The sequence below is a fragment of the Cryptosporangium japonicum genome (assembly GCF_039524755.1).
Classification (GTDB): domain Bacteria; phylum Actinomycetota; class Actinomycetes; order Mycobacteriales; family Cryptosporangiaceae; genus Cryptosporangium; species Cryptosporangium japonicum.
Window position 1 is genome coordinate 421,181 of the sequence record NZ_BAAAGX010000010.1, and the last position, 8,706, is coordinate 429,886.

The 8,706-nt window shown below is 74.2% G+C and carries 7 protein-coding genes; 4 read left to right on the forward strand and 3 right to left on the reverse strand.

What is annotated here, in order from left to right:
* Window positions 1-85: 85 nt before the first annotated feature.
* Window positions 86-898, forward strand: a complete 813-nt coding sequence (locus ABD437_RS14995) for an alpha/beta fold hydrolase (protein ID WP_344649429.1) — start codon at window positions 86-88, stop codon at window positions 896-898.
* Between the two features lie 7 nt (window positions 899-905).
* Window positions 906-1,556, forward strand: a complete 651-nt coding sequence (locus tag ABD437_RS15000) for a response regulator transcription factor (RefSeq protein ID WP_344649430.1) — start codon at window positions 906-908, stop codon at window positions 1,554-1,556.
* Between the two features lie 22 nt (window positions 1,557-1,578).
* On the opposite strand, the gene ABD437_RS15005 is transcribed toward ABD437_RS15000, so the two are convergent.
* Entirely contained in the window at window positions 1,579-4,365 is a 2,787-nt protein-coding gene (locus ABD437_RS15005) for a helix-turn-helix transcriptional regulator (protein WP_344649431.1), read from the reverse strand.
* A 131-nt stretch (window positions 4,366-4,496) separates the two neighbouring features.
* Between ABD437_RS15005 and ABD437_RS15010 the strand changes: the two genes are divergently transcribed.
* Window positions 4,497-6,503 (forward strand): AfsR/SARP family transcriptional regulator, encoded by a 2,007-nt coding sequence (locus ABD437_RS15010; protein ID WP_344649432.1) that lies wholly within the window; start codon window positions 4,497-4,499, stop codon window positions 6,501-6,503.
* Here ABD437_RS15010 and ABD437_RS15015 read toward each other — a convergent pair.
* Both ABD437_RS15015 and ABD437_RS15020 read right to left on the reverse strand, forming a co-directional pair.
* On the reverse strand, window positions 6,431-7,063 hold the full coding sequence (locus ABD437_RS15015; RefSeq protein WP_344649433.1) for a GNAT family N-acetyltransferase: 633 nt from the start codon (window positions 7,061-7,063) through the stop codon (window positions 6,431-6,433). The two genes, ABD437_RS15010 and ABD437_RS15015, sit on opposite strands and share 73 nt — an antisense overlap.
* 159 nt (window positions 7,064-7,222) lie before the next feature.
* Complete coding sequence (locus tag ABD437_RS15020) at window positions 7,223-7,894, reverse strand: helix-turn-helix transcriptional regulator (protein WP_344649434.1); 672 nt, start codon at window positions 7,892-7,894, stop codon at window positions 7,223-7,225.
* 176 nt (window positions 7,895-8,070) lie between these two features.
* Here ABD437_RS15020 and ABD437_RS15025 point away from each other — a divergent pair.
* Window positions 8,071-8,706: DNA-3-methyladenine glycosylase family protein (locus ABD437_RS15025; RefSeq protein WP_344649435.1), on the forward strand; the 636-nt coding region annotated here is incomplete at its 3' end.

Below are 8,706 nucleotides of genomic sequence, written 5' to 3' on the forward strand. Positions count from 1 at the left end.
AGTGGAGGTGGCGTCCACCGGAAATCCCCTGCGTCCCGCTTCACTCGCACGCAGTCAACCGGAACGCGGCCGAGGCGGAAAGCTCATGACAGCACCAGGCACACCCGTCGTCTTCATCCACGGCTTGTGGATCCACTCGTCCTCCTGGGCACCGTGGGTGGAGCTGTTCACCGCCGCCGGTTACCGGCCGATCGCCCCGGGCTGGCCGGGAGACAGCGAGACCGTCGCCGGCACCCGGGCCCGGCCCGAGCGTCTCGCCGGCGTCGGGCTCGAGGACATCGCCACGCACTACCGCGGCATCATCGAGGAGCTCGACCAGCCGCCGATCCTCATCGGACACTCGGTCGGCGGCACCGTCGTGCAGAAGCTGAACCTCACGACCGACCTGCGCGCCGCCGTCGTCGTCAATCCGGCCCCGATCAAGGGCGTCCGGGCACTCCCGCTCGCCCAGCTGCGGTCCTCGTTCCCGGTGCTGCGCAACCCCGCCAACCGGAACCGGGTGGTCTCGTTGAGCGCCGCGCAGTTCCGCTACGGCTTCGGCAACACCCTGCCGGCCGACGAGTCCGACGAACTCCACGAGCGTTTCGCGATTCCCGGGCCCGGCCGGCCGCTGTTCGAGGTGGCGACGTCGAACGTCCGGCGCAGCTCACCGGCCGCGGTGGACACCCGGACCGGGCGGCGGGCCCCGCTCCTGTTCGTCTCAGCCGACCGTGACCACACCGTGCCGGACGTCGTGACCCGCGCGGCGCACCGGCTGTACCGGGACTCCCCGGCGGTCGCCGACCTGATCCGGCTGCCCGGGCGCGGGCACTCGTCCCCGTTCGACCACGGCTGGGCCGACGTCGCCGGCCAGGTCGAGAGCTGGGTGAAGCGTCACAGCGCGCTGACCGCGCGCTGATCGGCACGTGTCCCGCCACGGAGCGCCGGCCGACGGGGCCCGGCGCATCCCGGTCACCGTCCTCGGCGACGATCCGCTGACCCGGGCCGGTCTGATCGCCCACCTGCGCTCCGGTCCGGACGTCGACCTGCGTGCCGCGCACCCCGGCGAGGACCACCGGCCCGGCGTCGCGGTCGTGGCCGCCGACCGGGTCGACCGGGCCGCGATCGGGCGCCTGACCGCGCTGAGCAGCGGGTGGACGGTGGTGCTGATCGTCGCCCACCTCCGTGAGCCGGAGCTGCTGCGGGCCCTGGACGCCGGCGTCCCCGCGATCCTGCTCCGGCACGAGGTCACCCCGGACCGCCTGCTGCGGGCGGTCCGGGCCGCGGCGCGCCACGACCGGGACCTGCCGTCCGGCGCCGTCGGCCAGCTCGTCGACGCGGTGGTCCGGCTGCGGCGGGCCGGCCCCGCCGGTCCCGACGACGAGCGTCCCCCGAGCCCGCGCGAACTCGACGTGTTACGCCTGCTCGCCGAGGGCCTGGAGACCCGCGAGGTCGCCGCGCGCCTGTCGTTCTCCGAACGGACCGTCAAGAACGTCCTCGCCGGCGTCACCGCCCGCTACGGCCTCCGGAACCGGACCCACGCGGTCGCCCACGCGCTCCGCGAGGGCTACCTGTGAGCGGCAGCGGCCCGCCGAGCCCTCACGCGGGCTCCAGACGACGCCGGCCACCGAGATCACCGAGCCCGGCGGCCTCGGGCGGCAACGCCTGCGCGAGCTGCGCGCGCGAGGTGATGCCGAGCTTCAGGAAGACCTTGCGCAGGTGGTACTGCACGGTGCGGGGGCTGATGAACAGGCGCGCGCCGATCTCCGGATTGGTCAGTCCCGCGCCCGCCAGCGCCGCGACCTGGGCTTCCTGCGCGGTGAGCGACGGGTGGCCGCTCTCGGCGGCGCGGATCGTGGCGTCCCCGGTGGCCTGCAGCTCGCGCGCGGCCCGGCCCGCGAACCCGGCCGAGCCGAGCGCGTGGAACGTCTGGTGCGCCTCCCGCAGGTAGCGGCGGGCGTCCCCCCGCCGGCCCCGCCGGCGCAGCCACTCCCCGAACAAAAGCTGGGAACGCGCGATCTCGAGCCGGGCCCGGGTGGTGCTCAGCTGCGCGATGGATTCCTGGTAGTGGGCCTCCGCCCGGTCGTCGTCGGAGAGCAGCGCCAGACACCGCTCGTGCAGGCCGAAGTTCCAGGGCCGCGGGGTGGCGGCGACCCGCTCGGCCAGCCAGTCCCGGACCGAGCGGAGCGCGTCCACGTCGCCGGTCCGCGAGGCCGCGTCGATGATCTCGGACACCACCATCGACGCCACGATGCGCTGGTCGTAGTCGAACGCACGCTTCGCCGCCGCGAGCGCCACGTCGAACCGGCCGAGCGCGTTGGCCAGCACGGCGTCCGCGTAGTCGGCGCAGAAGCCGAACGTCCCGCGCCCCTCGAGGACCGGCTGACGCACCTCGGCGCTGAGCTTCGGCGTCCGGCTCTCGTCGCCCCGCCAGGCCGACAGCACCACCTCGACGTGGCGATTCGTCCGGCCGGTGCTCACCGCGGCGACCGTGTGCGACTCCTCGATCAGGGCCGCGGCCGCGAGGAAGTCGCCCTCGTGCATCCGGTGGAAGGCGCTGTAGTTCAGCGCCTGCTGCAGGGCCGCGAGCGCGCCGTCGCGCCGGCAGACGACGACCTGACGCGTCGCGAGGACCCCCATCGCGTCCTCGTCCCAGAGCTCCTCGGCCAGCATCAGGAACAGCCGGTTCGCGCCGAACACCTGCCAGCGGTCGGTCGGCGCCGCGGTTACCAGCCGGTCGACGGCGCGCCGCAACAGCGGGGCCGCCGCGGCGAAGCCGTCGACGATCCGGACGTACAGCCCCTCGAGCAGCAGATCCGTGAGCGTCGACGGAGCGCGTGACCCCCGGACGAGGTCCGCGACCGACGCGGCGGCCTTCGCGAACAGCGGATCGTGCGGCTTCGCGTCCCAGAACGTGCCCACCAGTGCTTCCAGCGCCGTCGCGCGGGCGTCCGCGGCGTGGTCGGGCCCGAATCGGGCGGCGGCGCCGAGGAGCAGCTCGACGCCGTCGACGCGACGGTGCTGCTCGATCGCGATGATCCCCCGGATCCGCATGACGCGTGCCGCGTGCTCGTCGTCGAGCGGTCGCATGCTCGCGGTGTCCAGCAGCACGAGCGCGGCCTCGTGGCCCCCCGCGTCCCGGCTGGCCTCGGCCGCGGCGATCAGCCGGCGGGTCCGCAGCGACGGGTCCGCGGTGAGCTCCGCCGCGCGCCTGAGGAACGCCGCGGCCGCGGCCAGCCCGCCCCGGGAGCGCGCGTGGCCCGCGGACCGTTCGAGCTCGACGGCGGCGTCCTCGTCCGGCCGGTCGGCCGCGTGGGCCCGGTGCCAGGCCCGGCGGTCCGGGTCCGAGCTCGGGTCGGTGACCGCGGCCAGCGCGTCGTGCACCTCGCGACGCGCGACGAGCCCGGCCGCGCGGTACACGGCCGAACGCGCCAGCGGGTTCCGGAACTCGACCCGGGCGCCGAGCGAGATCAGGCCCGAGGCCAGCGCGGGGGTCAGCGCCGGGAGCTCGAGACCGAGCCGGGCCGCGGCGGACCACAGCGTCGTGGGGTCGCCCACCGGATCGGCCGCGGCCAGCAGCAGGAACTGGCGCGCCGACGGCGGCAGCGCGTCGAGACGCCGGCGGTAGTCCCGCTCGATCGGCGGGGACAGCGGCACCGCGCCCGGGAACCGGAAGCCCCCCGCCAGCTCCGCCGGCCCCACGCCGCGGGCGACGTCGAGCAGCGCGCGCGGGTTCCCGTGCGTCTCGGTGACGATCTGGTGGCGCACGCTCGGGTCGAGCGGGCCGGTCATCACCGAGTCCAGCAGCTCGCGCGCGTGGTGGGCGGAGAGCCCGGAGAGGACCAGCGTCGGGAGTCCCTGGAACTCCTCCCGGCCCTCCCGGGACGCGAACACGACGGCCGCCGCGTCGGACTTCATCCGGCGGGCGACGAACGTCAGGGTCAGTACCGTCGCCCGGTCCATCCACTGCTCGTCGTCGACGACGCAGAGCACCGGGCACTCGCGCGCCAGCTCGGCCACCAGGCCGAGCACGCCCAGCGAGACGACGTACCGGTCGGGCGGGTCGCCCTCACGCAGGCCGAACGCCACCTGCAGAGCGTTGCGCTGCGGAACCGGGAGACGGTCGATGCGCTCGGTCATCGTCCCGAACAGCTGGTGCAACCCGGCGAACGGCAGCTCCGCCTCCGACGGCCGGCCGGTCGTCGCGAGTATCCGCAGCTCACCGGCCCTGGTCACCAGATGACGCAGGAGGGCGCTCTTCCCGATTCCCGGCTCGCCGTGCACCACGAGGGCGCGACTCTCCCCGGCACGCACCGCCTCGATCACGTCGTCGAGCACGCGGCACTCGTCGTCGCGGCCGACCAGGCCCCTGCTTCTGCGGATCACCCGGGCAGTGTGCCGAGGCGAACTGACGTCTTACTTCAACCGCACTGACCTCGATCCGGGCCGCGTCGCCAGCCACCCGTCACCGGCCGGTGGCGGATGCGCGGGGAGACTGCCCGTCCGACGCTTAGCCGGTGACGAAGGCGCAGGCAGCAGATCGTTCGGACCGGTTCACGCTCGTGTCCGCACCAGTCAGCACGCTCCGTACGGCCGTCCTCCGGCTCCAGATCCTCGGCCCGCTGCGGATCTGGCGGAACGGGGTCGAGCTGGACGTGGGCCCGCCGCAGCAGGCCTATCTGCTCGCCCTCCTCCTCTCCCGGGACGGACGGCCGATCAGCACCGACGACCTCATCGACCTGATCTGGGACCAGGACGCGCCGGCCAGCGCGCTCAACGTCATCCACAAGTACGTCGGGGCACTGCGCCGGCTGCTGGAGCCGGCGCTGCCCGCCCGGGAGACGGGCTCGTACCTGATGCGTCAGGGAAACGGTTACCTCTTCGCGGCCCGTCCCGGAACGCTCGACCTGACGAGCTTCCGCGCGCTCACCCGGGCGGCGAAGGACGATCGGGCGGCGGGCCACCCGGCCGACGCGCTCGACCGGTACGTCGAGGCACTCCGCCTCTGGAACGGCTCCACCGCCGACGCGCTGGCCCGCGACTCGGCCACCACCGGGCTCCACACGGCGTTGGACGGCGAGTTCCACGAGGCCTGCTGCGCGGCCGCCGAGCTCGCGGTCGCGCTGGACCAGTCGTCCCGGGTGCTGCCGTCGCTGCGGCTGGCGGCCCGGATGGCACCCCTGCACGAACAGGTGCAGGCCGGCCTGGTGCGCGCGCTGGCCGCCGACGGTCAGCAGGCGGAGGCCCTCGCGGTGTTCCGGGCGACCCGCGAGCGGCTCGCCGAGGATCTCGGCATCGACCCCGGCCCGGCGCTCCAGGAGGCCCAGCGGCAGGTCCTGAGCCGGCCGGAAGCGCCTGCTCCCCCGCTCTACGCCCCGGACGCCCGGCCGGCCCAGCTCCCCCCGGCCCTGCCGACGTTCGTCGGGCGGGCCCGCGAACTGACGTTCCTCGCCGACCTGCTCTCCGAACCCCGGACCAGCCCGTTGATCGTGGCGATGGACGGGATGGCCGGCGTGGGGAAATCGGCGCTGGCCACTCACTTCGCGCACCAGGTCGCGGACCGGTTCGTCGACGGACAGCTCTACCTGGACCTGCGTGGACGCTCCGCGGACGAGGACGACCTGTCGGCCGGGGAGGCGCTGCGCTCGCTGCTGTCCTCGCTCGACGTGCCGGAGCGGGACATCCCGGCCTCGGTCGACGCCCGGACCGGCGCCTACCGCAGCCTGACCGCCCGGAAACGGCTCCTCGTGGTCCTGGACAACGCCCGGGAGGCGACGCAGATACGTCGGTTGCTGCCGAACTCGTCCGACTGCCTGGTTCTCGTGACCAGCCGCGCGCCGCTCGTCGGCCTCGCCGTGCACGACGGCGCCCACCTGCTGCACGTCGACCTTCCGGACCTCCCGTCGGCGCGGTCGCTGTTCCGGCGCCGCCTGGAGCGCTCGCGGCACCGGTCCGCCGCCGAGTTCGCGACCCGGGCGACGGCCGTCGACGAGATCATCGCCCGGTGCGGACGGTTGCCGCTCGCCCTGGCGAGCGTGGCCGGGTGGCTGAGCGCCCGCCCGCGTCTGTCGCTCGCCGCCGCGGCGACGGAGCTCCGCGACGACGCGGACCGGCCGGGGGCTTTCTCCGGTGGCTCGCCGTTGAGCGATGCGCTGTCGGCGTTCGCGTGGTCGTACCGGCGGCTCAGCCCGGAGGCCGCCCGGCTCTTCCGGCTGTTCCCGCTGACGCTGTCCGCGGGGGCCACCGCGGAGGCGTGCGCCGGCCTGGGCGGCACGACGACGGCCGCCGCCCGCGCGTCGCTGCGTGAACTCACCCTCGCGACGTTGCTCGACGAGGACGACCGGGGCGTGTACTCCGCGCACGTACTGGCGCGCGCCTACGGCCACGCGATGTCACTCGCCACCGACCCGACGTCGGACCGGGCCGCCGCGACGACCCGGCTGAGCCGGTACTACGCGCAGGCCCCCGGCTGCCTCGACACGCCACCGCCCCGCAGCGAGCTCCCTCCTCCCCTCGCCGGCTGACCGGTCGGAGCATTGCGCGACGCGAGGTCGTCGCGCAGCAGCGAATACATGAGCATGTCCCGCCGGGCACCGCCGACTTCCTGCCACGAACGAAGCAGACCTTCGCGTCGGTAACCGACCCGCTCCGCCGTCCGGCGGGATCCCTCGTTCCACGGCTGAATATGCAACTCCAGTCGGTGCACCGCCGGCAGCGTCAGGCACCAGTGAGAGACCAAGGCCAACGCGGCCGAAGCGACCCCACCACCGCGTCGCCGGGCAGCGACCCAGTACCCCAGACTGGCCCGCTCGTACCGGTCCAGCCACAGGCCGATCTGCCCGCACGCCCGATCGGTGTCACTCGAGGCGATCGCGAACGAGTAACCCCGTCCCTCGGTCTGCCGAGCGTGCTGCTGCCGGATGAACTCCAGCGCAGCCTCCGCATCCGCTGCCGGCGGCACCGCGGTGAGGGACGTGATCGACGGATCCGCCGACACCTCGTAGATCAGCTCGACGTCCCGGTCGGTGAAGGGACGGACCCTCACACCGCCGCCTTCGAGGCGAGGAGGTGCGGACAGCGTCACGGTCACATCATCGCCCCACGCTGTCGGTGATCGTCGCGTCCGCGTGCGCGCGGGCGCGTCTCACCGACCGTCCCGAGCCGGCCGTGCCGGAAGTCCTTCACGTGGTCGTCGATCATGGCGCCCGGCGTGCCGCGCGGCGACCAGAGGAGGCGCCCGAGTTCACAGGTAGCCCTCGCGGAACGCGTAGGCGACCGCGTGGGTCCGGTTGCGGAGCTCGAACCGGGAGGTCAGTCCCTGCAGGACGGTCTTCACGGTGCGTTCGGAGTACGCGAGCTCCCGCGCGACCGCCCGGGTCTCCCAGCCCTCGGCGAGCAGACGCAGCACGTCCAGCTCGCGCGCGGTGGGCGGGTGCGTGACCGAGGCGGCGACGCTGCCCTCGGCCTGCCGACGCAGCCGGTGCACCACCTCCACGAGCCGGCCGACGAGATCGCTCGGCAGGTCACGGTCGCCGCGCGCCGCCGTCCGGACCGCGGACGCCAGGCGGCCGGGCGTCACCTGGTCCCGGAGCAGGATCGCCGCCACCCGGCAGTCCAGCGCCCGGAGCAGTTCCGGCTCGCGCAGCTGACCGACGACCAGGACGACCCGCTGCACCGGCGTCAGCCGACGTACCCGGGCGACCGTGAGGTCCTCGACCCGGTCGGCGAGCACCACCGCCACCCCACCGGCGACGGGCGGCACCGACCCGTCGCGCAGGTCGACGAGCGGCTCGGTCCGCAGGTGACTGAGCAGCCCGGCCCGGGTCAGCGGGTCCTCGCAGTGCACGGTCACCGGGACGCGTCCGGGGTCGCGGCGTGATCGACCGGGGTTGGTGGCCAGCGAACCGACGCTCATCGCGGGATGTCCCTCTCCTCCGGTGGGCACGGACAACCGCAGCGTCGCATCCGGTGGTTCCGAATTTCTGACTCCCCAGTGGACACGAACTGCCGACGCGCTCGTCCACTGTCCGTGCACTACGCGTCCGTACTCTCGGCGTCGCCCACGGCCGGAGCGCACGGAGGAACGGCAGCATGGACCGGCGAAGCACCCACTACCGCGAACTCGTGGCCGCCGAGCCGCGGTTCGCGCGTCTCGTCGACGTGTACGGCGAGGTCGACCCGTTCCACTGGCCGGACGGCGACGAGCCGGGCCGCGGCACGTTCGCCGCGATGGCATTCCACATCGTCGGGCAGCAGATCTCGGTGCGCGCCGCGACGACGATCTTCGGCCGCCTCACCCAGCTCGCCGGGGGCGAGGTGACCGCCGCGCGGCTCTCGGACCTGGCGCTCGACGAGCTGCGGGCGGCCGGGCTGTCGGGTGCGAAAGCCCGGTACCTCATCGCGCTCGCGCACGCGCAGGTCGAGGGACGGATCGACCTGGAGCATCTCGATCATCTCTCCGACTCCGAAGTGATCGCCCGGCTCGTCGCGCAGCCCGGTATCGGCGTCTGGTCGGCCGAGCTGTTCGTCCTCCATCAGCTCCGCCGGCCCGACGTGCTCCCCGCTCCGGACCTCTGGATCCGACGCGGCGTGCAGCAGCTGATGGAGCTGCCCGCCGAGCCGACGGTGAGGGAGACGATCGCGCTGGGACTCCCCTGGTCACCGAACCGCTCGTACGCCGCGGCTCTGCTGTGGCGCCTCGCGAAGCCGCCGGCCCGGGCCGGGGGG